Source organism: Kitasatospora sp. NPDC091335 (assembly GCF_044757205.1).
GTDB lineage: Bacteria > Actinomycetota > Actinomycetes > Streptomycetales > Streptomycetaceae > Kitasatospora.
In genome coordinates this window covers 193,775-219,997 of the sequence record NZ_JBIVUM010000006.1, presented here as the reverse complement: position 1 = coordinate 219,997, position 26,223 = coordinate 193,775, and the positions used below count along the sequence as shown (strand labels likewise).

The following is a 26,223-nucleotide window of genomic DNA, read 5'->3' as shown; positions in this document are numbered from 1 at the left end:
CGCCGCAGCGGCTCTGCGGCGGGCCGTCCACCGGCGCCGCTCAGGCCCCGTCCTGGCGCGGCCGCCCGCCGTCGCGCAGCAGGAGCGCGATGACGACCGACAGCACCGCGCCGGCCACCGCGAGGCCCCACAGCACGGAGTGGAAGGCCGAGTCGTAGGCGTGCGCGAGGAAGTCCGTGAAGGCGTGCCGGTCGGTGGCGCCGGACAGTTCGGCGGCGCCCGCGAAGTCCCCGCCGGCCGCCCGGTCGGTGACCGCGGCGACATCGGTGGCCTCGGCGGTCCGGGCGGCCCCGCCGGCGGCGCCCGGGTGCGCGCCGATGCCGTCGGCGATCCGGCCGCCGAGCACGGTGGCCAGCGCGGAGCCGTAGACCGCCACGGCGACGGCCTCGCTGCCCAGGCGCAGGGTGTTGAGGAAGCCCGCCGCCATGCCCGCCTTGGCCGGGTCGGCCAGTGCCAGGGCCTGCCCGTCGACCAGGCCGGCCGACAGGCCCATCCCGGCGCCGGTGACCAGCATCGGGGCGGCGAGCAGCAGGACGGTGGCGGAGGGGGAGAGCAGGGTGAGGGCGAGGTCGCCGGCCACCAGGCAGACCAGGCTGAGGCGGATCAGGGTGAGCGCGGGCACGCCCCGGGTGACCAGCCGGGCGGCGAGCATCGGGAGCGCCAGCACCGGCGCGGTGAGCAGCAGCATCAGCAGCCCGGCGGCGCCGGTGCCGCGGCCGGTGACGGCGGTCAGGTAGCTCGGCAGGTAGGTGAGCACGGTGACGAAGCCGAAGGAGGCGGCCACCGGCACCAGGCAGAGGCCGACGAAGCGGCGGTCGCGCAGCACGCCGAGGTCCAGCATCGGGTGGGCGGTGCGGCGCTCGACGACGGCGAAGACGGCCAGCACGAGCGCCGCGCCGAAGAACAGGCCGAGCACCGCCGAGCTGCCCCAACCCCACTGGGAGCCCTGCACGATGGCGGTGGTGAGCAGCACCATGGCGAGCACGAACAGCGCGCTGCCGGGGACGTCGATCCGCCCGCGGCCGGTCCTGGCCGTCCCCGAGGACGGGGCGGGCGGTGCCGGCACCGTACGGGAGATCGTGCGCAGCGCGGGCAGGACGAGCGCGACGGCGACGGCGTGTGCCGCGAACACCCAGCGCCAGCCGAGCCCCTGCACCAGCACACCGGACAGGGTCGGGCCGACGGCGACGCCGACGCCGGCGACGGTGCCGAACAGCGCGAAGGCCCTGGCGCGGGCCGGGCCGTCGAAGGCGGTGGAGAGGATCGCGGCGCCGCAGGAGAAGATCGCGGCGCCGCCGATGCCGGTGAGGGCGCGGGCGGCGTCCAGCCAGAGCACGCCGGGGGCCACGGCGCCGGCCAGCGAGCCGAGGGCGTAGAGGGCGACGCCGGCCGCGAAGGCCCTGACCCGGCCGACGACGTCGGCGACGGAGCCCCAGACCAGGGTGAAGCAGGCGAAGGCCACGTTGAAGGCGTTGACCACCCACTGGAGCGGGGCCAGGCCGGCGTGGGTGCCGGCGCCGATCCGGGGGAGGGCGACGGCGGTGCCGGAGATGGACATCGGGACGACGAACACCGCGAGGAGGACGGACGCCAGCGTCAGGGCGAGCCCGGGCTGTGGCCGTGGTGCGGGGCGGGTCGCGGGTACGGCGGAGGGCAGGCTCTGCGTACGCAAGGGGCGTGACTCCAGGCTCGGACCGGCCGTCGGTCCCGACGGCCAGGTAAGGATTTGATCGAACCTCACGGTGGCATGCGACCGAGGTACGATGCAACCCATACCTGAGGACGCCCGAGGATGGAGGATCCGATGCCCGACCCGGAAGGCCACCCCTCGACCGAGGAGATGGACCTGCGGACCGTGCTCAACGCGCTCGCCGATCCGCTGCGCTACGGGGTGATCTCCGCCCTGCTGCGGGAGGCCGAGGGGGCGGCGCGCACCTGCGCCTCCTTCGACCTGCCGGTCTCCAAGTCCACGCTCACCCACCACTTCCGGGTGATGCGTGAGGCCGGACTGATCCGCCAGGTCGACCGGGGCAACAGCCGTGCGGCCACGCTGCGCCGCGAGGAGCTCGACCGGCGATTCCCTGGGCTGCTCGACCTGCTCCGCACGGACTCCTGAGCGTCCGGAAGCCCGGGTGGGTCCGTCCGCGTGGGCCGTTGCTGCGTGGGCCCGGCCCACCCGGGCCCGCCCTCAGGCGGGTTCGTAGGCCGTCTTGCGGACCAGGGCGCGCGCCTGCGCCGAGTCCATGGGGTGGGCGAAGAGGTAGCCCTGGCCGAGCGGGCAGCCCATCGCGGCGAGCAGGTTCCGCTGCTCCGGGTGCTCGATGCCCTCCGCGATGACCTGGACACCGAGGGTGTCGGCGATCCGGGTGATGCCCTCGACCAGGGCGTACTGCTGGGGCGAGTGGCCGAGGCCGTCGATGAAGGACTTGTCGATCTTGAGCAGCGAGATCGGGAACTCGCGCAGGTAGGACAGCGACGAGTAGCCGGTGCCGAAGTCGTCGATGGCGATGCCGACGCCGAGGCCGGACAGGGTGGCCATGTCGGCGTGGATGCGGTCGTCGCGGCGCATCAGCACGGACTCGGTGAGCTCCAGGACGAGGGTGTGCGGGTCGATGCCGGAGGTGGCCAGTGCCTGGCGGACCACCTCCACGAAGCCCGCGTCGCGGAACTGGCGGGCCGAGACGTTGACGTTCACCCGCAGCGGCGGCCGGCCGGCGGCGGTACGGAGCGCCGAGCTTGCGGCGTGCCAGGCGGCGACCTCCTGGGCGGCGCGCTCCAGCACCCAGGCGCCCAGCGGGACGATCTGGCCGCTCTCCTCGGCGAGGGCGATGAACTCGTCGGGCAGCACCATGCCGCGCCGGTCGTGCGGCCAGCGGACCAGCGCCTCGAAGGCGACCAGGTCGCCCGAGCGAAGGTCGACGATCGGCTGGTAGTACAGCTGGAAGGCCGATTCCGCGATCGCCGAGTCCAGGTGCTCGTTCAGCTCGTGCCGCTCCACCATCCCGGTCTGGAGGGCCGGCCGGTAGTGGCACCACTGGCGGCGGCCGGCCGCCTTGGCGGAGTAGAGCGCGAGGTCGGCGTGGGTGAGCAGCTCGGCCGCGTCCACGCTGTCCTCGGTGGTCGCCACGCCGATGCTGGCGGTCACCCGCACCGCGCCCGCCTTGAGCCGGAACGGTTCGGCGAACACCGCCAGCACGCCGGCCGCGATGGTGTCCACGTCGGAGGGCCGCCGCGCGTCCTCCACCAGGACGGCGAACTCGTCGCCGCCGAGCCTGGCGGCGGTGTCCGAGGCGCGCAGCGCGGTGGAGATCCGCAGCGAGACGGCGACCAGCAGTTCGTCGCCGACCGCGTGGCCCTGGGTGTCGTTGACCACCTTGAAGTCGTCCAGGTCGATGAAGAGCACCCCGGTGACGGCCCCGCTGCGCTCGCCCCGGGAGAGCGCGTGCCCGACCCGGTCCTGGAACAGCACCCGGTTGGCCAGGCCGGTCAGCGAGTCGTGGAAGGCCCGGTGGGTCAGCTCGCGCTCCATCTGCCGCTGCTCGGTCACGTCGCGCAGGGTGAGCACCAGGGCGCCGACGGTCGGGTCGGCGCGCAGGTCGTTGAAGCGGACCTCGACCTCGATCGGGGTGTGGTCCTGCCGCAGCAGCCGCCAGTGCTCGCGGGGCTGCTCGCTCCTGGGCTGGTCGGCGGCCCCGCGCATCCGGGCCAGCGCCTTGCCGACCTCCCGGCTGTCCTCGGGCGGGACGAGGTCGGTCAGCAGGGTGCCCGCCAGGCCGGGGTGGCCGAGCACCGTCTCGGCGGAGGGGGAGGCGTAGCGCACGCCGTCGTCGGCGTCGAGGATCAGGATGACGTCGCTGGAGTTCTGCACCAGGGTGCGGAAGTACAGCTCGCTGTCGCGGCGGGCGACCTCCTGGCTCAGCACCACCCGCTCGACGGCGAGGGCCGCCTGCCCGGCGAGGATCTCCAGCGAGCCCCAGAGGCTGATCAGCTCCTGCTCGGTGCCGGTGACGATCAGCGCGCCGATCAGCGGGTCGCCCGAGGGGCGCTCGGCGAGGGTGAGCGGGCAGACCAGGGCGTACGGCATGCCGCCGAGGCGGGTGCGCCGCTCGCCCTCGGGGCCCGGGCGGTCGCGGCCGGGGCCCGGCAGGTCGCGCCCGGGGTCCAGGGGGTCGCGCCCGGGGCTCGGGCCGAGGGACGCGACGGGCAGCAGCAGCGTCCTTCTGGCGGTGGCGAGGGCCAGCACCTCGTCGGAGCGCGCGGCGTCCCCGGGTGCGTGCGGCGCGGCGCCGCTCCCGGCATGCCGGACGTGCAGCACGCCGTCCCCGGCCACCGTGAGCAGGGCGACGTGCCCGGGCTCGGTCGGCATCAGGGTGGAGGCGGCGGACTGGACGGCGTTCGCGACCTCCTCCACCGTGACGGCCGCGGTCAGCCGGGCGCCCGCCTCGCGCAGCGCCCGTTCGCGCGCCACGGCCTGCCTGCGGGCGGAGACGACCACCGCCAGCCGGGCCAGCACCAGCAGGTAGAGCAGCGCGGAGAAGGCGCCGATCACGCCCGCGTTGCTGGTGTTGCCGGCCAGTGCCTCGATGATCAGGATGGCGGGCGCGATGAGCGAGGCGAGGGTGAGCAGCACCAGCCGGGCGGTGCCCAGGTCCGGCTGCTGGGTGGGCACCGGCCGGGTCAGCTCGACCATCGACGGGTGCAGCGCGGCCGCGCCCCAGGCGGTGTAGAAGGCGGCCCAGCCGAGTTCGACCGGCGTGCCGATGTGCCAGGTGCCGTGCAGCTGGATCAGCCCGTACAGCACGTCGGAGACCAGGATGCCGAGCGAGCCGACGGCGAGCAGTTGCAGCGAGCGGGAGTTGCCGCCGCGCGGGGTCAGCAGGCGCAGCAGCAGGGCGAGCACGACCACATCGCCCAGCGGGTAGGCGATCGAGACGGCCTTCTGGAACCAGTCGAGGTCCGGGTTCCTGGCGTACGGGAGGATCAGGTAGATCCAGGCGAGCAGGGCGATCCCGATGGTGGGGATGAGGGCGTCGAGCAGCCCGGCGAGGTCCTGACGGGCCGTGCGCCAGCGGATGAAGCCCAGCACGCCGACCGCGTACAGCACGTACTCGGCGAGGTAGAAGCCGTCCGCGACGGAGGGGAAGGGGTTGGGCAGGTGCAGGATGTCCAGTTGGACGGCCTGTACCACCTCACCCACGGTGAAGCTGAGGTTGGCGAGCGCCAGCACGTACCAGAACCGCGCGTGGGCGGGGCGGTTGAGCCGGACGCCGGCCACGATGGCGACGACGCCGCCCAGGCCGATGCCCGTCCACCAGATGATCCGCTGGCCCGGATTCGCGTAGTAGATGCCGGTGAACAGCACCATCCAGAGCAGGTAAAGGACCATCAGGCGGTGTCGCCGGCGAGTCAACGAAGCTACCTCCTCCGCGACATCACCCCACCGGTCGGGCGGGGGAGTTCGGGCGAGGGCGGGACGGGCCGGAGGGTACGGAGCCGGCCCGGTGGGACGGATGGGCGCTTTCGCGCAGCAGCGAGGCGTCCGGTGGGGGTGCGACCGGACGTCCTCGACAAGGCAGGAGTGCGTATAGTCGGAAATGTCGCACTCCCCAGCATTCTGCCGCCACAGCACGAGGTCAAGCCGGTGGACGACGCAGCAGACAGCGCACAGGGCGTACGGACGGATGTGAACTCCGGGCGTCACGCCGTGGTCCGCAACGGCCACGGTCAGTATGCGATCTGGCCCGGTGGCCTGACCGTTCCGGCCGGCTGGCAGCAGGTCCACGGGCCGGCCGGCCCGGCCGACTGCCGGGAGTGGGTGGAACGCGCGTGGCGCCCGGCCGGGCTGGGCTTCGCCGGCGGCACCCCCGTCCGGCGGGAGGCGGCCGGATTCGCGGACACGGTGCACGGGCTGTTCCGCGCGCGGGCGGCGCACGACCCGGAGGCGGTCGCCGTCCTCGCCGAGGACGCCACCCTGAGCTACCGCGAACTCGACCTGCGCAGCGACCGGTTGGCCGCCGCGCTGCGGGCGCACGGGGTCGGTCCCGAACAGGTGGTGCCGGTCTGCCTGGAGCGCGGGGCGGGGCTGGTGACCGCCTGGCTGGCGGTGCTCAAGGCCGGCGGGGCCTTCCTGCCGCTGGACCCGGCGCACCCGCGGCGGCGGCTGGCCCGGCTGGTCGAGGACTGCGGGGCGCGGGTGCTGGTCGCGGAGGGTTCCGCCGGGGGCGCGGACGGTGACGAACTCCCGGGAGTGGTGCGAGTCTCCGCGCCCGGGCCCTCCGGCGCGGACGTGCCGGGGCCTTTCGGCGCGGACGTGTCGGGCCCTCCCGGTGCGGACGTGCCAGGGCCTCCCGGTGCGGACCTGCTCGGACAGGACGGCGCCCTCCCCGACGACCTCGCCTACCTGATCTACACCTCCGGCACGACCGGCCGTCCCAAGGGCGTGCCGGTCACCCACCGCGCACTGCTGTTCACCCTCGACCGGATCGTCCACGCCTACCGGCTGCGCCCCGGCGAACACGTCCTGAACCTGGCCGCGCTGGGCTCCGACACCGCGCTGGAGCAGGTGCTCGGCGCCCTGCTCGCGGGCGCGACGGTCGTCCTGGGCGGCGGCGGGAGCGCGGGCGGCACCTGGGCGCCCACCGAGCTGGCCGGCCGGCTGCCCGGGCTCGGCCTGGCCGTCGCCGACTTCACCCCCGCCTACTGGCACCACCTGCTCGACCTGCTCCCGCCCGGCGGCCCCGGGCCGCGGGGCCTGCGGCTGGTCGTGGTCGGCGGGGACGCGGTGCACGCCGACGACTGCCTGCGCTGCCTGGAACGGCTGCCCGGCGCGCGGCTGCTCAACGCGTACGGGGTCACCGAGGCGGCCGTCACCTCGACGCTCTGCGTGGTCACGGCGGAGCTGCTGGGCGGGGGTCCCGGCGCCTCCGCCGCGCCGGTGCCGATCGGACGGCCGCTGCCCGGCGTGCGGGTGCACGTGCTGGACCCGCGGCTGCGCCCCGTCCGGCCCGGGGAGAAGGGGCAGATCCACCTCGGCGGGCCCGGCCTGGCCCGCGGCTACTGGCGGCAGGCCGGGCTGACCGCCGAGTCCTTCCTGCCCGACCCGTACGCGCCGCTGCCCGGTGAGCGGATGTACCGCACCGGTGACGCCGGACGCTGGCGGGCGGACGGGCAGTTGGAGATCCTGGGGCGCTTCGACGACCAGGTGAAGGTGCGCGGGCACCGGGTGGACCCGGCCGAGATCGAAGCCGTCCTGGCCGCCCACCCGGACGTCCGGCAGACCAGGGTCGCGGCCGACGGGCAGGCGGCGGACGGCACCCGGACGCTCACCGCGTACTACACGCCCGCCGCCGGGGCGGCCGACGGTGCGGCGGGGCTCCGGGCGTTCCTGGCCGAGCGGCTGCCGGAGTACCTGGTGCCGGCGCGGTTCGTGCCGCTGGAGGCGATGCCGCTCACGGCCGCGGGGAAGATCGACCGGCGGCGGCTGCCGCACGCCCCGGTGCGTCCGGCGGCACCCGCTTCTCCGGCGCCCGCTTCCTCGGCAGCCGGGGTATCCGGCGCGGGGGCGGTGGAGGAGGCCGTCGGGCGGCTGTGGGCGGAGCTGCTCGGCGTCGAACACGTCGGCCCGGACGGCGACTTCTTCGCGCTCGGCGGTACCTCGCTGCTCGCGATGGAGATGCTGGCCAGGGCCCGGATCATGTTCGGCATCGACGTCGGGCAGGTGCGGACGCTCACCCGGGCGCTGCTGCGCGCACCCGTACTGCGGGCCTTCGCGGGGGCGTTGCAGGCGGCGCGCGCGGAGGCGGGTGCCGAGTCGAGTGCGGAGGCGGGTGCGAAGTCGCGGGCGCAGGCCCCCGCCGGCGTCGGACGGCCCGAGGCCGCCGTCGACTGGTTCGCGGAGGCCCGGCTCGCCGAGGGCATCCGGCAGTCCTGGAGCCCGGCGCCCTCCCGCGCCGACCCCGCCGAGATCCTGCTCACCGGCGCCACCGGCTTCTGCGGCGCCCACCTGCTGCACGCGCTGCTCGCCACCACCGGGGCGCGCATCCACTGCCTGGTCCGCGCGCCCGACGAGGAGCACGCGCTGGAACGGCTGCGGGCCGCGCAGCAGCGCTTCCTGCGGCACGACCTCGCCGACCCGCGGGTGGTGCCGCTGGCCGGCGACCTCACCCGGCCGCGACTGGGGCTGACGGACCGCCGGTTCCACTGGATGGCCGAACACCTGGACGCCATCCACCACCTCGGCGGACAGGTCAACTTCCTCTACCCGTACCACCAGTTGCGGGGGGCCAACGTCGGCGGCACCCGGGAGGTCGTCCGGCTCGCCGGGCACAGCCGGGGCATCCCCGTGCACTACCTCTCCACCCTCGCGGTGCTGGCCGGCTTCGGCGCGGCCGGCGTCCCGAAGGTCACCGAACGGACCCCGCTCGCCCACCCCGAACGGCTCGGCGTCGGCTACGTCGAGAGCAAGTGGGTCGCCGAGCAGCTGCTGCACAACGCGGCGGCCGCCGGGCTGCCGGTCACCGTGCTGCGCACCAACGACGTCACCGGGGACCTGGCGGACGGGGTGATGAACACCGGCACCGAACTGTGCGCGCTGATCGCCTACCTGGCCGACAGCGGGACCAGCCCGGACGTGCAGCTGCTGCTGGACTTCGTCCCGGCCGACCGCTTCGCCCGGGCCATCGCCCACATCGCCGCCCACGCACCCGCCGCCGGCGAGGCCTACCACCTCACCTCCCCGCGGCCCGGCGTCCTCGCCGACCTCGCCGGGCGGCTGCGGGCCCGCGGGCACCGGATCGCCCGACTGCCGTACGGGGACTGGGTGCAGCGGATGATCCGGTTCGCCGCGGGGAACCCGACGCACCCGATCGCACCGTTCGTCCCGCTGTTCGTGGACCGCGCCCCGGGGTCGGAACTGTCGATCAGCGAGATGTACTTCCGGCCGACGTTCCCGCTGTTCGAGCGGACGAACGCGGACGCGGCGCTGGCCGGGAGCGGGATCGAACTTCCGCCGGTGGACGCGGGGTTGATCGACCACTACCTGTCCGGGCTGGAGCGCGAGGGCTTCCTGCGGGCGGCGTCGTGAGCTCCTTCGGCGCCGCCCTGGACGCGTTGGACCTGCGACGCGGGCCGGGGGAAGGACCGGTGGCCTTCGGCGGGTCGCTCGGTTCCGGCTGTTCCGGCTGTTCCGGCAGCTCAGGCGGGGCGCCCGGTGCCGGGGAACTGCTGGCGGCCTACCGGCACGGGCTGTTCCCGCTGCCGGCGGCGGACGTCTACACGAGCGCGTACAACGAGGCGGTGTACGGCGAGGCCGTCGAGGCGGGCGAGGTGGCACTGCTGCCGGGCGGGGCTGACCCGTACGCGCTGGCCTGGTGGTCGCCCGACCCGCGGCCGGTGATCGCCCCCGGCGCCGTACGGCTCGGGAGCCGGCTGGCGCGGCGGCTGCGCAACCGGTCCTCGTGGTGGACGAGCGCCGACCGGGCCTTCGGGCAGGTGCTGGAGGCCTGCGCCGAGGGGCGCCAACCGGTGTGGCTCACCGATGAGTTGGCGGCGGTGATGCTGCGGCTGCACGAGCTGGGGGCGGCGCACAGCGGGGAGGTGTGGGAGGGGGAGGAGCTGGTCGGCGGGGTGTTCGGGGTCACGGTCGGGCCGGTGCTGAGCCTGGACTCGATGTTCCACCGCCGCCCGGACGCCGCCCGGGTCGCCGTCGCCGACCTCGGGGCGCGGTTCGCCGCGGCGGGCGGGCGGCTGCTCGACGCCCAGTGGGACGGTCCGCACGTACGGAGCCTGGGCGCCGAGCCGATGGCGCGGTCGCGGTACCTCGCGGAGCTGTCCGGCGGCGGAACCGGTGTGCTGGAGCGGGCGCCGCTGCCGGCGGCGCGCCTGGGCTGACCTGGGGGCTGACCTGCGGTCGGACCAGCCCGGTCCGATCTTTGGCCTGTCTTCGACAAACTTATTCCCAGTCAGTAACATGACGCCGCGTGTTCAAGAGTTCCATAGGCAGGGCCGTCGGCCCCGCCGCCCTCACCCTCACCCTCACCCTCGTCCTCGCCGGGGCCGCCGCGTGCGGGCCGGCCGATCCCGGTACCTCCCAGGCCGGTGCCGTACCGGCCGTCGCCACCGCCACCGCCACCGCCACCGTCGCGGAACCGGCCGCGACCGCCGCCGGGGGCAGCCCGGCCGCTGTCGCCAAGCCCGCCGGCGGCACCCCGCGCGCCAAGGCGGGCAGCCCCGCCGGCGGCCGTCCGACCACCGTCAAGGTGCCCGTCACCGCCGCGCCCGCCGGGGACCGGCAGGCCGCGATCGGCAACCCCGGCAAGGACGGTGGCGCGGTCGCGGCGGCGGCGAAGAACCTCCAGCTGATCGCGTACGACCCGGCGGGCGGGACGGCGGTGCTGTCGGCGGCGGGGCGGGCCGCCACCGCCCCGGCCTCGCCGAGCGCCGTCCCGAGTGCTGCCCCGAGCGCCGCCCCCACGGCGGCGACTGCCGCCGTCCAGCCCGGGCAGCCGATCGCCAGCCCGCCCACCGCCGCCGCACCGCAGGGCGCGCTGGTCGCCGTCACCGGCGTCCGCCCCGGCGCGGGCGACACGCTCGCCCTGACCACCCGTCCGGCCACCCTGGCCGAACTCCTCGGCAGCACCGAGGCCGACGGCAGCGTCCCCGTCGACCCGCACGGCATCACGGTGACCCCGCTGGTCAAGGACCTCAAGGCGACCGCGGGCCTGACCGGCGACGGCGTGCGGGCCGACGCCTCCGGCACCCTGGAGGTCGACCTCAAGGCCCCCGTCCCGCTGCCCGACGGCGCGAGCCTGGACGCGTCCGGCTCGCTCCAGCTCCACCCGGCCGTCCACTTCGCCTACCACGGCGCGGCGGCCAGCAGCCCGCGCACCGCCTCGATCGGCTTCGACCTCGGCGCCCACGCCCAGTGGAAGGTCACCGGCGACGCCGCCCGCAGCACCGGCGCGGCACCGGTCCGGGTCCCCTTCGCAAAGTTGCGGGCCAGCCCGGTACTGACCGTCGCGGGCCTGCCGGTGGTCGTCAACCTCGGCCTCACCTGCTACCTGGAGGTCAGCGCCGACGGCCAGGTCCACCTGGAAGCCGAGCAGGACGCCACCGGGACGTGGGCGGTGCGCGCCGACTACACCGGAGGCAAGGGCTGGACCCCGGTCACCAGCGCCGAGACCAAGATCACCCCGGTGCACGTGCGGCTCAACGGCAAGGCGGGCGTACGGGCGGCGCTCGGCGCCGAGATCAGCCTCGGCCTGTACGACACCGTCGGCGTGGAGACCACCGTCGCCCCCTATCTGCGCGCCCAGGCCGAAGGCTCGCTGGTCGCCGACTCCTCCGGCAACCCGCCGCAGGCGCAAGGCAGTTGGTCACTGGTCGGCGGCGTCGACCTGAACGGCTCGCTGCTCGCCCACCTGAAGGTCTTCGGCGCCCCGGTCATCGAGGGCAGGCTGCCACTGCCGCCGTTCCACCGGGAGTGGCCCCTGCTCGCCGGCTCGGCGACGCTGCCAGCCCCGCGGCCAAGCGATAGCTGACCCTTCGTCATTACATGAGCCCCTCGGTCGAGTTCACCGACCGAGGGGCCCTCGTCATCGCCGGGCTCGGATCCTCGGGCCGCCTCCCGGGTGGCCGGGCGGCCGGACCGGCCGGAGTCCGTCGGCGCGGATTCTGTCGGTGGGGGGTCCTAGACTCCCGACCGTGGTGGACGAGCTGGGACTTGAGGCCACGGCCGGATGTCGTTCGCCGAGCAGCGCCGCCGGAACGGCCTGCCCCCGGCGGTCTAGCCGCCGGGCCCGCCGCGGGCGGTGAGTGCGAAGGCCGCGGCCGTGGCGGCGAGGCGGCCCGGGCGGCGGCGAACCCGTGGGCGGTGTCGCGGAACAGGTCCGGGCCTGACCGGCGAGGTCAGGGGGACAGGGACGCCCTCGGGCCCCTCGCCGAGTCGGTCACCAGCCGCTGCCGGCGGGCCCGGTCCGGAGGCGGGCCATGGCCGGTGGGTCGTGTACGACAGCGGCTGGATACCATCGCGGGGTGATCACTACCAGCGCCCGCACCACGGTCTTCGACATCGACGGCACCCTCTGCTTCGACGGGCGGACGATCGACCGCCGGATCCTCGCCGCGATCGAGGACTGCGAGCGGGCCGGTCACCAGCTGGTCTTCGCCTCGGCCCGGCCGGTCCGCGACCTCCTGCCGGTCCTGGACGAGGCGTTCCCCACCGCGACGCTGATCGGCGGGAACGGCAGCCTGGTCTCCGTCGACGGCCGGGTGCGGGCGCGGGCCGCGTTCGAGGCGGATGAGCTGGGCCGGCTGCTGGCCGAGGCCGAGCGGTTCCGGGCGGGTTACCTCGCGGACGGCCCGTGGGACTACGCCTACACCGGACCGGCCGACCACCCGATCCGCGGCCGGGTCGACCAGGGCGGCCTCGCCCGCCGGGTGGAACTCGCCGAACTCCCCGCCGTCGTCAAGTTCCTGGTGGTCGACGCGACCGACCTGGCGGCCCTCGCCGAGGCCGGCCGCACGCTGGGGATGACCGTCAACCACCACCTCGACGAGGCGATCATCGACTTCGCCCCGGGCACCACCAACAAGTGGGAGGCGCTGTCCTCGCTGGGGATCGACGCCTACAACGCCTTCGGCAACGACATCAACGACCTCGACCTGCTGCGCAACGCCCGGCACTCGGTGCGGGTCGGCGCCCACCCGGGCCTGGACGGCGTCGCCCGGGTCACCGTCACCGCCGAGCCGGAGGCCGTGGCGGCCGAGATCTCCCGGCTGGCCGCGGCCCCCGGCCGGTAGTCACCGGACGGCCGCGCGCTCGTACGTCACCGTGCTCCAGGCACTGCCCGGGCTGCCGCTCCAGGTCATCGCGGGCGGCCGGTACCACGACCGCATCGCGCGCGGCGCGGACGGGCGGTGGCGGTTCGTGGAGCGCCGGGTGCGGATCACTCTGGTCGGCGACGTGAGCCGCCACCTGCGGGGCCCGGCTCGTCCTCCGCACACCGGGGCAGCGGCTCTCGCTGACGGCGGGGACCTCCCGGCACGGGAGGCGATGGCCGGCATCGCCGAGCCAACCCGCGGCAGACGTTGGGGACTTCTCGGCCACGATGACGGCTTCAGGCAGCCGAAGGCCGTCCGGAACGCGGACAGGGGCGGCGCTCCGTACGGAACGCCGCCCCTGCCCGGACGTCGGACACCTGACGGTCAGAACATCAGGCCGTCAGACTGTCGGACGGGTCAGTTCGACTCGTAGTAGCCGAGCAGGTCGACCAGGAGGTCGGCGTCCTCCCAGCCCTGGTTCCAGAAGTCGACGATGCCGCCCTTGCCGCCCGAGGTCTGCGCGACGTTCGGGACGGTCGCGCCGGCCGTCCAGTTGAGCGTCGAGGAGACCGGACGGTTCGGGACGACCGCGTTGCCGTTCTGGTAGTTGGACCAGTAGTTCGGGTCGGGGTCGACCGACAGGAAGCCCGGGCCCTTGGTGTTGGTGACGGTGGTGTTCAGCACCCAACCGTCGACCTCGGGGGTGGTGGTGTCGCCCTCCAGGCCCAGCACGAAGTAGCCGCGGGCCGGCACCGGGGCGGCCGGACGGTTGCCGTCGGGCACGCGGGTGTCGAGGAGCCGGACCGGAACGCCGACCGGGACCAGCGCCGAGCGGCTGGTGGGGGTGTAGTAGCCGACGACGTCGAGAACCACGTCGGCCGGGTGCCAGCTGCCGTTGCGGATGGAGACCTTGCCGTCCGCGCTGACGGGCACGATCACCGCGTTGGCGACCGTCTGGCCCGCGGTGAAGTTGACGCTGGAGGTGGTCGGCGCGGCCTGCCCGCTGGGGTAGGCGGTCAGGTGGCCGGCGTCCTGGGGATTGGTGACCGTCAGGTTCAGCGCCACCGCGGTGACGCCGTACGGCACGCCGTTCCGGCCGGCGATGGCGACGTCGAAGCCGCTCTGGCCGGCGACCGGGCCCTGGGCCGTGCCGAGGCCCGAGCGGGTGTCGACGACGCGGCTCTGCGTCACCGACTTGTAGCCGCTGGCGGTCTGCGGCGTGAAGTAGCCGGTCACGTCCGCGAGCAGGTCCACCGACTGCCAGCCGGCGTTGAACAGGTAGACGTACCCGTCGTTGCCGACGGTGGCGACCACGAGGTTCGGGACGGTCTGGCCGGCCGTGAAGTTGAGGTTCGAGGTGGTGGCGTTCTCGGCCGAGCTCTTGGTGGGCTGCACCGAGATGTGGCCGGGGCCGTCGGCGTTGGTGACGGTGACGTTCAGGACCACCGCGTAGGCGCCGACGGGGATCTGGGCGGCGCCGTCGATCTTCAGGGCCACCGTGCTGCGGGCGCCGACCTTGGCCGCGGCGGCGCCGACGCCGGAGCGGGTGTCCAGCACGCGGGTGGGCGTGTGGGGCGTGAACTCGGCGCCCAGGGTGCCGACCGTGACCTGGTTCGAGCCCTGGACGCCCTGCGAGGCCTCCTTGGCCGTCACCTTGATGTCGAACACGCCGACCGTGGCGTACTTGTGCTTGGTGACGCGGGTGTCGTTGCCGCCCCCGCCGACGGTGGTGTTGAAGGTGCTGGTCGTCCCGTCGCCCCAGGCGATGGTCACGGCGAGGTTGGAGGTGTCGGTGGGGAAGAGCTTGGTCTCCAGGTCGATGCCGTGGGCGCTGGCGGCCGTGGCGTGCAGGCCGACGCCGATGACCGCGGAGAGCTTCCGGGTACCGGTGTCGCCCTGGGCGGGCGCGGCCTGGCCGGCCTGCTCGCCGGGCACCGGCGAGGTCACCGTGCGGTCGGCGGGGCTGTCGAAGGTCTTGCCGGGAAGCTTCTTGATCGCGTCCGCTCCGGCGCTGCCGGCCGCGGGCCCGGTGGGCGCGGAGCCGGCGGGCGCGGACTTGGCGGGCGCCGAGGCGGGCCCGGCCGCCTGGGCGATCCCGGAGGAGGCCATACCGACACCGGCCGCCACGAGGGCAGCGACTACCACAATTCGGCGATTACGCACCGATTCCCCCATAAATGTGTTCAAAGACGAACAGATTCCACACAGTTCGAATGCGCGTTCAGCGTACAGCGCGCCACTGTCAGGTGGGACGGGATTTTCCGGCGTGAGCTGCCGGGTCCCGGTCCGCGGACGGTGCCGGGTGCGCTCCGGCGAACCCCGGGTGAACTGCTGTGACTTGACGGGGCCTTTGCGATGTCCGGCGCGGAGTCAGCAGCCGTGCAGGAAGCAGGCGACGACGCGGCGCACCAGGGACAGGACCGTCACCAGACCGAAGACGCCGACCCCGAGGAGCATGCCGACCGCCGCGCCGGCCGCGACCAGCCCGACGAGCAGCGCCGTCAGCCGCGCGCCGGACCGCTCCGCGCGGCCGTTCTCCCGCTCCTGTGCGCCCATACACCCACCCCCGGGCCAGGATGCCCCGCGGCCGCGGCCCGCCGAAGTACGGGGACGGCCTCGAATCGGCGGCGGTTCGGTGACGGCCGCCCGGTGCCCGGCGGCCCGGCGGCCCGGAGCGCCGGAACGGCACCCCCGCCGCCTCCCTTGACGGCGGCGGGCGCCGTCCCCCAGGGTGTGCTCCACTCCCTCGCACCGCTGCCCCCATCGGCACTCCCACCCGGAGACGGCATGCGTGCACACACCCGCCAGACCCACCCGACCCACCGGAACCGCCCGACCCGCCGGCGCGGCCGCGCCGCCCTTCCCCTCGGCCTCTCCACCGCCGTGCTCGCGGTGGCCGGCTCCACCGTCGGACTGGCCGCCTCGGCGACGGCGGCCCTGCCGAACGTCGAACTGATCGTCAACGGGCGGTTCGACTCCTACCCGTGGATCTGGGACTGCGAGCCGACCACGTCGCGGAGCACCGTCCCGCACGAGCACTACACCACCGGCCGGCCGACCGCCGACAGCTATGCGGGCTGCACCCAGAAGGTCAGGGTCCAGCCGGACTCCGCCTACACGCTGACCGCCTCGGTGCGTGGCCCGTACGCGTTCGTCGGCGTCTCCGGCGCGGGCACCGCGCCCACCGCCGCCTGGTCGGACGAGCGCGACTGGAACGACCTGACGGTACGGGTCACCACCGGGCCCGGCACCACCGAGCTGACGGTGTACTTCCACGGCTGGTACGGGCAGGGGCCCTACGACGTGCGGGGGGTGTCCTTCGTCGGCCCCGGCGTCCCCCCGAGCCCGTGCGGCGAGCCGGGTTCCGCCTCGCCGACGGCGAGCGGCGGCCCCGCCACCCCCTCGCCGAGCGCCACCCCCTCGCCGACCGCCAGTTGCTGGCGCACCTACCTGCCCTGACGGTCCGCCGCCCCCGGCCGGCCCGGGGGCGGCGGTCAGGCGGCGGTCAGGAGGGGACCAGACGGGGGACGAGCCGGACGTAGACGAGCATCCCGAGGACCTCGACGAGGGTCTGGGTGACGACCACGGACGCGGCCGGCGCGAGGGAGCCCGGCAGGGCGAGCGCCAGGGGCAGCACGACCAGGGAGTTGCGGGTCGCGCCGGTGAAGACGATCGCGCGCCCGGCCCCGGTGTCGAGGTGGAACAGCCGGGCGACGGCCTTCCCCGCGAAGGCCATCACGACCAGGAACAGGACGTAGAAGGGGATGACACCGGCGACGTCGCCGAGGCTGCCGCCGAGCTTGGGGACCTGGGAGGCGACGACGGTCAGCAGGGTCGCGGCCATCAGCGGCACCATCGTGGTGGTCGCGGCGTCGGACACCCGCCGCCCGGCGGGCCGGCGCGCGGCCCAGGCCTGGAGCAGCCACGCCGCGGCGAGCGGGACGACGATCAGGGAGACGAACGCCCCGACGAACGGTCCGGCCTCGACGACGTCGGCCAGCTCCGGCCCCATGAAGAGGTAGAGGAACCCGGGCAGCAGCACCATCTGCGCCACCAGCAGCAGCGGGGTGGCGGCCAGCAGGCGGCGGTTGGAGCCGCCGGCCAGGCCGGAGAAGACGGTGACGTAGTCCACGCACGGGCAGAGCAGCACCAGCAGCGCGCCGATCCGCACGGCCCGGTCGGCGGGCAGGAACGCGAACATCGCGGCCACCACGAGCGGCACCACCACGAAGTTCACCACGAGCGCGGCCGTGAGGAAGCGGCCGTCGCGCAGGGACCGCAGCAGCTCGGCGGCGGGGACCTGGAGGAAGGTCACGAACAGCAGCAGGCCGAGCACGGGGTTGATGGCGTGCTCCAGCCCGGGCCCGGCGGACGGCGCCAGCCACCCCAGCAGCCCGCCGGCCGCCATCGCCGCGAGGTAGATCACCACCTGGTGGTGCTCCATCCGCTCGACCAGGCCCCGCGGTCCCTGCCCAGACACCCGACTGCTCCCTCGTGCCGCTCGTCGTCGCCGCGCTGGTGGCGGCCCGCTCCCATCCTCACAGGTCACGGGCCCGCCCCCGGCACCGGTCGACGGGAGGCAGCCGGCCTTCGGCGGTTCGGGGGATTGCGGCGGGCCGTTCCGGCACGAGCGCGGCGCCGGGGGAATCCATGGCCGGGACGGGCGCCGCAACCGGTCGTGCGCCCGCGGAAGCAAGGGAGAGACAGTCATGCGTCGTCGATTCGCAGTGGCCGGGATGCTGGCCGCCGCCGGAGTGCTCGCACTCGCCGTTCCGGCCCAGGCCGCGACGGGAACCCTGGTCGTGAACGGTGTGGTCAAGCAGAACCCGGCGCGGGGCTGTTACCCGACCCTGTCGCCGGTGATCGTAGAGAACCTCACGGACGTGGCGGTCGACGTGTACTCCGCGCCGAACTGTCAGGGCACGGTGACCCGCGAGGTGGCCGCCGGGATGACCGCGGCGACGCTCGGGTTCAGCTACTACGTCAACTGACGCCTGCTCCGTCGACTGACACGGCGGAGGGCTGAGGGAGCGGGAGGCCGGACAGTCCGGCCTCCCGCTCCCGGCCGCTCCCGGCGGAGGCGGACGAGCGCTCGTGTCGTACGCCGCAACCGTCGAGTTCCGGACCCGGTCTCCCCTACCCTTCCCCCATGCTCTCTGTGGTGGTGGCCCCCTGGGTGGGTGACTCCGATCCGGTGTACGTCCGCGACCCGGACGAACTGCACGACGCCGCGAGCACGATGAAGGTCGCGGTGCTCGCCGCTCTCTGCCGCGGCGGGGCGAACCTCGACGCGGAGGTGCCGGTGGTGAACCGCTTCGAGTCCGTCGTGGGCGGCGAGTTCGGCAACGACCCGGACTGGGACAGCGACCCGCTGCCCTGGGAACTGCTCGGCACCCACGTCCCCCTCCGGCTGCTCGCCGAGCGGATGATCACCCACTCCTCCAACCTCGCCACCAACATCTGCCTGGCCCGTACGACCCGGCAGGCCGTCGCGGACGTCTGGCGCCGTGCCGGAGCCACCCGCAGCGCGACCCCGCGCGGGATCGAGGACTACGCGGCGCGTGCCCAGGGCGTGCACAACCGGGTGAGTGCCCACGACCTGGTCCGGCTGCTGCGCTCGCTCGCCGGCGAGCCGGAGCTGCTCGCGCTCCTCGAACGCAACGAGTTCCGGGTGGACCTGGCCGCCGGTCTGCCCGCCGACACCCGGATCGCCTTCAAGAACGGCTGGTTCCCCGGAGTCCGGCTCAGCGTCGGGCTGGTCCAGTCGGCCGACTGCCCGCCGTACCTGATCGCCGTCTGTTACACCGGTCCGCTCGCCGACGGCACGGACCGCGCCGACCCGGCGGCCCGGCTGATCGCCCGGATCTCCAAGGCGGTGTGGGACCGGCGCGACCAGATCACCGGGCGAGCGTCGTCAGCCCGTCCAGCGCCGCTTCGTTCAGCAGGTTGATCCGGACGAACCCCTCGCGGCCGGTGAGTTGGACGCGCCGCACGCCGTTGAGGTGCAGCCAGGTGCAGAAGGTGCCGAGCAGGCTGCTGGAGCCGCCCGCCGGGATCACCTGGCCGGGCCCGTACTCCGCGTCGTCGTACTCGCGGTGCAGCCGGGCGATCTTGGCCCGCAGCGCGCGGTCCTCGTCGATCGCGGAGTACCGGGTGACGTCGCCGAGCAGGTACGGCGGGGTGTCGGCGAGCGGGCCCAGGTAGTCGGCGACGTACGGGTGCCCGCCGTTGTAGTCGGAGACGAACAACCGCCCGTGCGCGTCCTGCCGTTCGCGCTCCACGGCCTCGTGCAGGTCGAGCATGCGGAACAGGGACGGCACCGTACCCCCAGGCGTCGGCTGACCGGACGGCCGTCAGCCTGCCCCGTGATCCGGTGCGGCACAAGACCGCCCCGACCGGCGGGACCGGTCGGGGCGGGACGGCGACGGCCGGAGCCGTCAGTACGGCTGCACGAGGACGTGCGCGGCCCCCGGGATGCCGACCTTGAGGAGCTCGTCCTCCTCCGGGGTGGTCGCGGTGCCGGTCTCCTGCTTGAGGACGGCGCGGGACAGCGCCTGCACCCACATGGCGCGCGGGCGGCGGCGCTCCTCCCAGGCGGTGAGCGCGGCCGGGACGGTGTCGGCCGCGTCCAGGCTCAGGGCGAGCACGAGGGCGTCCTCGACGGCCATCGCGGCGCCCTGCGCCAGGTGCGGGGTGGAGGCGTGGGCGGCGTCGCCGGCCAGGACGATCCGGCCGACGTGCCAGGGCTCCTCGACGGTGACCTGGGAGATCCGCGAGTAGACCACCGCGTCCGGGTCGGTGATCCGCGCCAGCGCCTCGGCGATCGGGCCGCCGAAGCCCGCCAGCCGCTCGCGCAGCTGCTCGTGGGCGCGCTCCGGGTCCGGACGGAAGCCCTCGGCCTCGGCGAAGACCGAGCCCAGGTACATCTGCTCCGCGCTGATCGGGGTGAGCAGCGCCTTGGCGCTGAGGTTGCCCGAGGACATCACCACGCCCATCACCTCGGGCGAACGCGGCAGCGTGACGCGCCAGTTGGCGAAGCCGGTGTACTGGGGGAGGTACTTCTCGCCGTACAGGTGGCGGCGCAGCGGCGACCCGATGCCGTCGAAGCCGACGACCAGGTCGTAGCGGGCGCCGTGCCCGTCGGTGAGGGCGACGTCGACGCCGTCGGCGTTCTCGCGCAGGGTGTCGATCGTGGTGCCGAAGCGGACCGTGGCGCCCGCCTTGGCGGCGGCGTCGGCGAGCACGCGGGCCAGCGCGGGGCGCGGGATGCCGTTGTTGGACGGGGCGTCGCCCATCCGGGGCTGCGGGATCTTCGCGAGGGTGGCGCCGGCCGGGTCGCAGATGGTCAGCACCTCCCACTCGAAGCCGGCCGCCAGGCAGTCGTCCAGGACGCCGATCTCGCGCATCACGTGCAGGGCGTTGGACGGCTGGATGATGCCGACGCCGAGGGCCTCCGGCTGCTCGCGCAGCTCGGCGACGTCGACGTGGTGGCCGCGCCGCGCCAGGGCGGTGGCGAGGGTGAGGCCGCCGATGCCGCCGCCGTGGACGAGGACGCGCAGGGGTGTGGTCATGAGGTGTGCTCCGAAGGGAAGTTCAGAAGTCCAGAGGTGCGAAGGCCGGCCGGCCGGGGCGGGGAGGCCCGGCCGGCGCCGGTTCAGCCGACGGGTGCGGCGGCGAGGTCCATCAGGTGGTCGACCAGGGCCAGCAGCAGGTCCCGCCCGAAGGCGCGCTCGCGCACGTCGCCGAGCAGCATCGGCACCTGCGGGTCGAGGTCGAGTGCGGCCCTGATCTCGTCGGGGGTGCGGGTGTTGGTGTTGTGGAAGCAGTTGATCGCGACCACGAACGGGATGCCCCGGCTCTCGAAGAAGTCGATCGAGGCGAAGCTGGTGTCCAGCCGGCGGGTGTCGGCGATGACGATCCCGCCGAGGGCGCCGTTGACCAGGTCGTTCCACATGAACCAGAAGCGCTCCTGGCCGGGCGTGCCGAACAGGTAGACGACCAGCTCGGGGCTGACCGTGATCCGGCCGAAGTCGAGCGCGACGGTGGTGGTGGTCTTCTGGTCGACGCCGGACAGGTCGTCGACGCCGACGCTGGCCCGGGTCAGGTACTCCTCGGTGCGCAGCGGGGTGACCTCGCTGACCGAGCCGACCAGGGTGGTCTTGCCGACGCCGAAGCCGCCCGCAATGAGGATCTTGACGGCGGCCGGGGCGACCGGGGCGGCGGCGGGGCCGATGGCGGAGTGGGGTGTGGCCATGTTCAGAGTCTCCGGAGTCCTTCGCGTACGGCCGTGAGCAGGCCGAGGTCCACGCCCCCGGCGGCCCGGGCCACCGAGAGCGGCGCCCGGGCCTTCAGCAGGCCCTGGGCGACCAGGTCGCCCAGCAGGATCTTGGTGACCGAGACCGGGAGGTCCAGGCCCGCCGACACCTCGGCGACGGCCACCGGGCGCCGGCAGCGTTCGAGGATCAGCCGGTGTTCGGGCTGGAGGCCGCGGGCACCGGCGCGGTTGCCCCGCGCCAGGGCCGCCTCGGCCTCCTCCTCGACCGTGGTGAGCACGGTGATGAGGGTGAGGTCGTCGCGCTCGGGCGCGGTTCGGCCGCGGGTGATCGTGTACGGGCGCACCATGCTGCCCGTCTCGTCCTCCGCGTCCTCCTCCTCCAGCTCGCTCCAGTGCGGCACCGAGCCGCGCCGCCAGCGGTCGTCCCAGCCGGACTGCGGACCGGACGGCGGACCGGACGGCGGGCCGGCCTGCCGGCCGTCGTCGCGGCCGTCCCCCCAGGCGTCGTTCCCGTACGGTTCCACCCGCGTCAGCCCCGGTTCCTGGCGGCGAAGGCGTCGAAGGAGCCGGGGGCGGCGGGCGCGCCGTCCTGGCGGACCGGGGTGCTGAGCTTCTGGCCGACCTGCTGCACCAGGGTGTGCATCGCGACGGACATCACCTCGGCGTCCACCTCCTGGGAGGCGACCACGGCCAGGTGGGTGCCCTGGGCGGCGGCGATGATGAACAGCCAGCACTCGGCCAGCTCGACGATCACCTGGTGCACCGGGCCGCCGTCGAACAACGCGCCGACGCCGCGGGCCAGGCTCTGCTGGCCGGTCGCGACGGCGGCCAGGCGCTCGGCGTCGGCCCGCTCGATGGTGCGGGAGTGGCTGACCACGAGTCCGTCGTCGGAGAGCAGGACGGCGTTCCTGGTCCCGGGCACCGAGTCGACGAGTCCGTCCAGCAGCCAGTCCAGATCCTGGTGGGTGGCGATCGTGCGGTTCATGACTGCTCATCCGTTCGTGTGGTTCGGGAGTCCGCGGCCGGGAGGGCCCAGGGGGCCGGGGCGGGCTCGGGTGCGGGGGAGGGGACCGGAGGGGTGGCGGGCGCGGGCAGCGGGTGCTCACCGCTGTCCTGGGCCCGGGCGGCGCGGGACTGGCGCTGGAAGGCGCCGATCGCCGCACCCGAGCGCCGCTCGGTGCGCTGGAACGGGCCCGCGGGCTGCGCGGCCTCCTCGGCGGGGCGCTCGACCCACTGCGGCTGGGCCGGCGGCGGCACCCGCAGCTCGGCGGCCAGGCTCGCCTGCCGGACGCGCTGCGGCAGCGGGGGCTGGCTGTTCTCGGCCGGGCTGAACGGCACCGAGGTCTGGTACTCGCGGCGCCGGCGCCGCTCGGCCAGCCGGTAGTGGTCGGCCGGGCGGTACTGCTCGTCGGCGTACGGCGCCTCGGCCTCGGTGACCCTGGCGTAGGCGATGTCCGGGTAGGCCGTGGCCCCCTGGGCGGGTGCCGGGTCGGCCGGGGAGCTGTGTTCGATCGGCTGCTCCGGCTGGAAGGGGTGTTCCGACCCGTACGACGGCTCCGGGGCGAACGGCGGTTCAGCACCGTACGACGGCTCGGCCGGGTACGCCGGGGAGGGCTGCTCCACCGGGAGCGGCTGCTCCGCGGCGAACGCCTGTTCCGCCGTGAACGCCGGCTCCGGCTGAAACTCCGGCTGGAACTCCGGCTGCCCCGGGAACGCCTGGGCCGCCGGGAACTCCTGATGCGCCGCGAACGGCGCGGCCGGGAAGGCCTCCGGGCCGTCCGCGGGCACCGGTACCGGTACCGGCAGCGGGAGCGGCTGGATGACGGGCGGCTGGAACGGAGCCTCCGGTAGCGGCATGTCCTGGAGGGTGGTCCCAGGCCCGGCCTCCACCCCGGCACCCGCCACGGGCAGCGGCAGCGGAGCCGCCTGCGGGGCGAAGTCGCCCTGGGGGAAGGACTCCACCGGCGCGACCGGCGGACCGGCCGGCACCGGGGCGGGCGTCTCGTCGGAGGCCGAGCGCACCGCCCGGCGCGAGCGGCGCACCAGCGGGATCGGCTCGGTGGCCGTGCCGCCGGCGCCGTCCGGCAGCCCGGTGTCGCCCTCGATGACCAGCTCGTCCGGGACGAGCACGACCACCCGGGTGCCGCCGAAGGCGGACGGGCGGAACTCGATCTTCAGCCTGTGCAGCGAGGCCAGCCGGGAGATCACGTGGAAGCCGAGGCGGATGTCGTCGGCCCTGGCCAGCACGTCGGTGCGTGGCGGGCGGCTCATCAGCTCGTTGGCCGCGTCGTACTGCTCCGGGTCCATGCCCAGGCCCCGGTCCTCGATCTCGATCGCGAGCCCGCGGCCGACCATGGCGGCCCGCACCTCGACCGGCGTGGGCGGCTTGGAGAAGGTGGTGGCGTTCTCCATCAGCTCGGCGAGCACGTGGGCCACCGGGCCGACGGCCCGCTCGGAGAGCCACGGGTGGCCCTCGATGTCGATCGAGATCCGGCGGTAGTCCTGCACCTCGCCCTGGGCGGCACGCAGCACGTCCAGCAGCGGGACGGGCTTGCGCCAGCGCCGCTGCGGCTGACCGCCGGCCATGATGACCAGGTTCTCCTCGTAGCGCCGCAGGCGGGCGGTGAGGTGGTCGAGGTCGAAGAGGCCCTCCAGGACCTCCGGGTCGTCGTGCTTGCGCTCCAGCTCGTCCAGCTTGCGCAGCTGGCGGCCGATCAGCAGCTGGGTGCGGCGGGCGATGCGCTGGAGCAGCCGCTCGAAGCCGCGGTGCTGCTCGGCCTGGCCGACGGCGGCCTCCAGGGCGGAGGAGCGGGCCTGGTTGAGGGCCTGGCCGAGCTGGGCCAGTTCGTCGGTGCCGGTGCCGTGCGAGCCCTCCGTGATGGCGTGGGTCTCGGCCTCGACGTCGACCTGCTCGCCGCGCCCGAGGCGGTCGACCACCTCGGGCAGGGTGCGCCGCATCTCCTCGGCCTGGGTGTGCAGGTCCTTGATGCGGCGGCGCAGCGAGCGGCTCAGGCGCCAGGAGGCGATGATCACCGCGACGACCGTGATCAGGCCGATGGCGGTGGTCAGCACGACGCGGGTGAGCATGCCGATGATGGCGGACTTGGCGACCTCGATGATGCCGTCGGTGCGTACCTCGATCACCTTGACCAGCGCCGGGTTGAGCCCGTCGACGGCCTGGCGCCACTGGTCCTGCGTCGCCGGGAGCCTGACGGTGCCGTTGGCGTCGGCGGCGGTGGGCTTGAGCAGGGCCTGCTCGACGGCGGCCTTGCCCTGCCAGGACGGGCTGTTGACCAGGTCGCGCCAGCCCTGCGCCTCGCCGTCCGGGATGTAGGGGATGACCTGGACGTTGAGCAGGTGGTCCTGCGCGCCGATCAGCTGCTGGACCTGCTGGTAGTCGGCGGTGGACAGCCGCCCGCCGGGCCAGCCGCGGGCCAGGATGGCGTCCTCGCGGGAGATCATCTCCTTGGCCCAGAAGGCGTTGACCAGGGTCTTGGACAGCCAGGTGACCTCGCCGGTGTCGACCCGGCTGAGCGCGGTGAACAGCTGCATGTCGACGCTGATCAGGTCGGTGTAGTAGGTGAAGACGCTCTGCTGGTCGGTGGTGGCGCGGTCGACCGCGGAACGCTGCTCGGCCAGCTTGCCGAGGGCCTGGCGCGCCTCGGTGACGGAGGCGAGGACCTCGGCCGGGGCGTTGTCGGCGGCCGCCGAGGAGAGGGACTGGAACTGCCGCACGGCCTCGTCGGTCAGCTGTCGCTGGCGGCGCAGCTGGTCGGCGTTGGAGCCCGGCCTGGCGAGCGCCTCGGCGCTGAGCCGGCGCTCCTCCTGGAGGTTGTAGTAGACGATGTTGGAGGGCTGACCGGCCTTCTGCGCGACGGTGGCCTGGTCGGCCAGTCGCTGGAAGTCGGAAATGGTCTCACCACTGGTCACGGCCCAGAGGGCGACCAGGGCGATGCTGGGGACGACGGCCAGGACGAGCAGCGCCGTCCGCAGGGACAGGCGTGGACGCCTGCGGGGGCCCTTCGGCGTCGGGGGCCGCCGATTCGCACGCGCGCGCAGAGCTGACTCCTTGAGGCTGGCGGCCGGCCGGTGAGGGGCGGGCCGTCCGGGCACGGGATTTTTGACGAAGCGATACTAGTCGCACCGTGTGATTGAAGTGAAAATCCGTTCGCCGCCTGATCCGTGCTTGCGCACGTGACGGACACAATGTCATTCATTCGTTGGCTGTACGTATGCGGAGCAGGCGGTTCCGGACTTGCTTGACACAGTGTCAATGCGACGCGCGGCCGGCGAATGGCCGGGGTGTGAAAAGTGTGTGACGCCCCGCCGGAAGGTACTCGGCGGGGCGGTGGGCGTGCTGGAGAGTGCCCTGTCGGGTGTCCTGTCGGGCGTCGCTCAGTGGGTCAGCAGGCGCGAGCGGGTGGCCTCCAGCTCCGCGGCCAGCACCCGCCCGGCCGCCTCGGGATCGCCGTCGTGCAGCGCCAGGACGAGGTCGGCGTGCGAGCCGTAGCCGTGGTCCGGGTCCTCCGCGCGCAGCCCGAACAGGCCGACCAGGACGACCAGTTGTTCGCGCAGAACCGGGGCGAACTGGGCGAACAGGTCATCCAGGACAGGGTTGTGCGCGGCCGCCACCACGGCGGTGTGCAGCGCGATGTCCGCGTCCACGAAGGCGGCGTCGCCGGCCCCGCCCGCCGCCCGGCGGACCGCGAGCGCCGCGTCGAGCGCGACGAGGTCAGCCTCGGTGCGGCGGACGGCCGCGAGCCGGGCCGCCTGCACCTCGACCACCGTCCGCACCTCGTAGACGTGCGCCAGCTCGGCGCGGCGCAGCCGGGACGCCCAGTCCCCGGTGGGCCGGTCGGCTGTGACGAACACCCCGGAGCCCTGGCGGCTCTGCACCATCCCGGCTGCCGCGAGGGTGCGCAGCGCCTCCCGGACGGTCGAGCGGCCCACACCCAGCTCCTTGGCCAGTGCCACCTCGCCCGGCAGCCTGCCGCCCACCGGCCACTGCCCGGCCCGGATCTGCTCCTCCAGCCGCGCGGCGGCCTGTTCGGCGAGGGGGGAGGGGCGGAGCGCGGCCATCGGGTTCACCTGTCAGGTTGTCTGAGGACTTGTGTCGTGGTTAGTCTACC

20 protein-coding genes are annotated in these 26,223 nt (G+C 74.4%); 8 read left to right on the top strand and 12 right to left on the bottom strand.

The window, feature by feature from the left end; translation table 11 throughout:
* Positions 1-40: 40 nt before the first annotated feature.
* Positions 41-1,558 carry an MFS transporter gene (locus ACIQOW_RS16595; protein WP_401085300.1) on the bottom strand — a complete coding sequence of 506 codons (1,518 nt, stop codon included), beginning with the start codon at positions 1,556-1,558 and terminating at the stop codon, positions 41-43.
* A gap of 246 nt (positions 1,559-1,804) precedes the next feature.
* Between ACIQOW_RS16595 and ACIQOW_RS16590 the strand changes: the two genes are divergently transcribed.
* Positions 1,805-2,116 carry an ArsR/SmtB family transcription factor gene (locus tag ACIQOW_RS16590; RefSeq protein WP_401084971.1) on the top strand — a complete coding sequence of 104 codons (312 nt, stop codon included), beginning with the start codon at positions 1,805-1,807 and terminating at the stop codon, positions 2,114-2,116.
* A 72-nt stretch (positions 2,117-2,188) separates the two neighbouring features.
* Here ACIQOW_RS16590 and ACIQOW_RS16585 read toward each other — a convergent pair whose 3' ends face one another.
* On the bottom strand, positions 2,189-5,410 hold the full coding sequence (locus ACIQOW_RS16585) for a putative bifunctional diguanylate cyclase/phosphodiesterase (RefSeq protein WP_401084969.1): 3,222 nt from the start codon (positions 5,408-5,410) through the stop codon (positions 2,189-2,191).
* A 231-nt stretch (positions 5,411-5,641) separates the two neighbouring features.
* On the opposite strand from ACIQOW_RS16585, the gene ACIQOW_RS16580 reads away from it, so the two are divergent.
* The 4 genes from ACIQOW_RS16580 to ACIQOW_RS16565 all read left to right on the top strand — a co-directional run bounded on the left by ACIQOW_RS16580 (position 5,642) and on the right by ACIQOW_RS16565 (position 12,798).
* Positions 5,642-9,082, top strand: coding sequence for an amino acid adenylation domain-containing protein (locus ACIQOW_RS16580; protein WP_401084966.1), 3,441 nt, complete (start codon positions 5,642-5,644; stop codon positions 9,080-9,082).
* Complete coding sequence (locus ACIQOW_RS16575; protein WP_401084963.1) at positions 9,079-9,888, top strand: leucyl/phenylalanyl-tRNA--protein transferase; 810 nt, start codon at positions 9,079-9,081, stop codon at positions 9,886-9,888. Before ACIQOW_RS16580 ends, ACIQOW_RS16575 begins: the two co-directional genes overlap by 4 nt.
* 89 nt (positions 9,889-9,977) lie before the next feature.
* Positions 9,978-11,537: a hypothetical protein gene (locus ACIQOW_RS16570; RefSeq protein ID WP_401084960.1), complete on the top strand. Its 1,560-nt coding sequence runs from the start codon at positions 9,978-9,980 to the stop codon at positions 11,535-11,537.
* Between the two features lie 493 nt (positions 11,538-12,030).
* On the top strand, positions 12,031-12,798 hold the full coding sequence (locus ACIQOW_RS16565) for an HAD hydrolase family protein (protein ID WP_401084957.1): 768 nt from the start codon (positions 12,031-12,033) through the stop codon (positions 12,796-12,798).
* A 438-nt stretch (positions 12,799-13,236) separates the two neighbouring features.
* Here ACIQOW_RS16565 and ACIQOW_RS16560 read toward each other — a convergent pair whose 3' ends face one another.
* Positions 13,237-14,928: a hypothetical protein gene (locus ACIQOW_RS16560; RefSeq protein WP_401084954.1), complete on the bottom strand. Its 1,692-nt coding sequence runs from the start codon at positions 14,926-14,928 to the stop codon at positions 13,237-13,239.
* 261 nt (positions 14,929-15,189) lie between these two features.
* Positions 15,190-15,375, bottom strand: coding sequence for a hypothetical protein (locus tag ACIQOW_RS16555; protein ID WP_401084951.1), 186 nt, complete (start codon positions 15,373-15,375; stop codon positions 15,190-15,192).
* 231 nt (positions 15,376-15,606) lie between these two features.
* On the opposite strand from ACIQOW_RS16555, the gene ACIQOW_RS16550 reads away from it, so the two are divergent.
* Positions 15,607-16,278 (top strand): hypothetical protein, encoded by a 672-nt coding sequence (locus ACIQOW_RS16550; RefSeq protein ID WP_401084948.1) that lies wholly within the window; start codon positions 15,607-15,609, stop codon positions 16,276-16,278.
* Positions 16,279-16,324: 46 nt separating this feature from the next.
* Here the strand turns inward: ACIQOW_RS16550 and ACIQOW_RS16545 are convergent, their stop codons facing one another.
* Positions 16,325-17,263, bottom strand: coding sequence for an arsenic resistance protein (locus ACIQOW_RS16545; protein WP_401085297.1), 939 nt, complete (start codon positions 17,261-17,263; stop codon positions 16,325-16,327).
* A gap of 265 nt (positions 17,264-17,528) precedes the next feature.
* On the opposite strand from ACIQOW_RS16545, the gene ACIQOW_RS16540 reads away from it, so the two are divergent.
* Positions 17,529-17,810: a hypothetical protein gene (locus ACIQOW_RS16540; RefSeq protein WP_401084945.1), complete on the top strand. Its 282-nt coding sequence runs from the start codon at positions 17,529-17,531 to the stop codon at positions 17,808-17,810.
* A 158-nt stretch (positions 17,811-17,968) separates the two neighbouring features.
* Entirely contained in the window at positions 17,969-18,769 is an 801-nt protein-coding gene (locus tag ACIQOW_RS16535) for a serine hydrolase (RefSeq protein ID WP_401084942.1), read from the top strand.
* Here the strand turns inward: ACIQOW_RS16535 and ACIQOW_RS16530 are convergent.
* From ACIQOW_RS16530 to ACIQOW_RS16500, 7 genes are all read right to left on the bottom strand, one after another.
* Complete coding sequence (locus ACIQOW_RS16530; protein ID WP_401084939.1) at positions 18,717-19,121, bottom strand: hypothetical protein; 405 nt, start codon at positions 19,119-19,121, stop codon at positions 18,717-18,719. The two genes, ACIQOW_RS16535 and ACIQOW_RS16530, sit on opposite strands and share 53 nt — an antisense overlap.
* Positions 19,122-19,256: 135 nt before the next feature.
* Positions 19,257-20,390, bottom strand: a complete 1,134-nt coding sequence (locus tag ACIQOW_RS16525; protein WP_401084936.1) for an FAD-dependent monooxygenase — start codon at positions 20,388-20,390, stop codon at positions 19,257-19,259.
* 83 nt (positions 20,391-20,473) lie between these two features.
* A complete protein-coding gene (locus ACIQOW_RS16520) occupies positions 20,474-21,073 on the bottom strand; it encodes a GTP-binding protein (RefSeq protein ID WP_401084933.1) in 600 nt (199 codons plus the stop codon).
* Positions 21,074-21,075: 2 nt separating this feature from the next.
* Positions 21,076-21,618: a DUF742 domain-containing protein gene (locus tag ACIQOW_RS16515; protein ID WP_401084931.1), complete on the bottom strand. Its 543-nt coding sequence runs from the start codon at positions 21,616-21,618 to the stop codon at positions 21,076-21,078.
* 5 nt (positions 21,619-21,623) lie between these two features.
* Positions 21,624-22,079 carry a roadblock/LC7 domain-containing protein gene (locus tag ACIQOW_RS16510; protein WP_401084928.1) on the bottom strand — a complete coding sequence of 152 codons (456 nt, stop codon included), beginning with the start codon at positions 22,077-22,079 and terminating at the stop codon, positions 21,624-21,626.
* On the bottom strand, positions 22,076-25,024 hold the full coding sequence (locus tag ACIQOW_RS16505; RefSeq protein ID WP_401084925.1) for a nitrate- and nitrite sensing domain-containing protein: 2,949 nt from the start codon (positions 25,022-25,024) through the stop codon (positions 22,076-22,078). The genes ACIQOW_RS16510 and ACIQOW_RS16505 overlap by 4 nt, the downstream gene beginning before the upstream one ends.
* A gap of 465 nt (positions 25,025-25,489) precedes the next feature.
* Positions 25,490-26,173 (bottom strand): FadR/GntR family transcriptional regulator, encoded by a 684-nt coding sequence (locus tag ACIQOW_RS16500; RefSeq protein ID WP_401084922.1) that lies wholly within the window; start codon positions 26,171-26,173, stop codon positions 25,490-25,492.
* Positions 26,174-26,223: the final 50 nt, after the last annotated feature.